The organism is Roseateles sp. P5_E11, assembly GCF_054049355.1.
Window position 1 is genome coordinate 1 of record NZ_JBFUMO010001203.1, and the last position, 541, is coordinate 541.

Annotated in this window: 1 protein-coding gene; it reads right to left on the bottom strand. The window is 51.9% G+C overall.

The annotated features are described in order from the left end of the window. Positions 1–541: hypothetical protein (locus ACXJKR_RS34340; protein ID WP_457326671.1), on the bottom strand; the 541-nt coding region annotated here is incomplete at both ends.

The following is a 541-nucleotide window of genomic DNA, read 5'->3' on the forward strand; positions in this document are numbered from 1 at the left end:
GTTGACACCATAGAGTCGAGCGTCGAGCGATTTGGCCGACACCAAATACCTAAAATCCCTGAGTGCATCGACGTTCATGATGAACGCTTCGATCACATACCGCAGGAAGAACACGCCAACTCCAGCCACCATTAAAACAATGGGCAACCACACCGGAAACAACGATGCACGGTTGACCTTTGACCGCAAGTATCCCCATATTGTGAGAAGCGAAACCGCTACCGCGGTCAGATAGACCGCTCTGGTTAGCGTGGCGATGCAGCCAGCGAGAAGAACGAGCCCGACAAGTCGCCAAGCAAGCCGTTTGGAGAATGCCGGCGCGAGAAGTGATCTGTAAAGACAGATCACCAGGGGAATACACAAAAATATACCCAGGTCGTCTGCATGCGAGAAAAATGCGGAGCCCCTGACGCGCCCTCCCGTCGTCGCATTAATGGAATTGACGGAAGCAGTGATGTAATAGCCGAACGAGAAAAGATTTTTAGTAACTGYCTGCGCCACCCCAATTGCTGCCATAACGACACCAAAAGCGACCAAATAC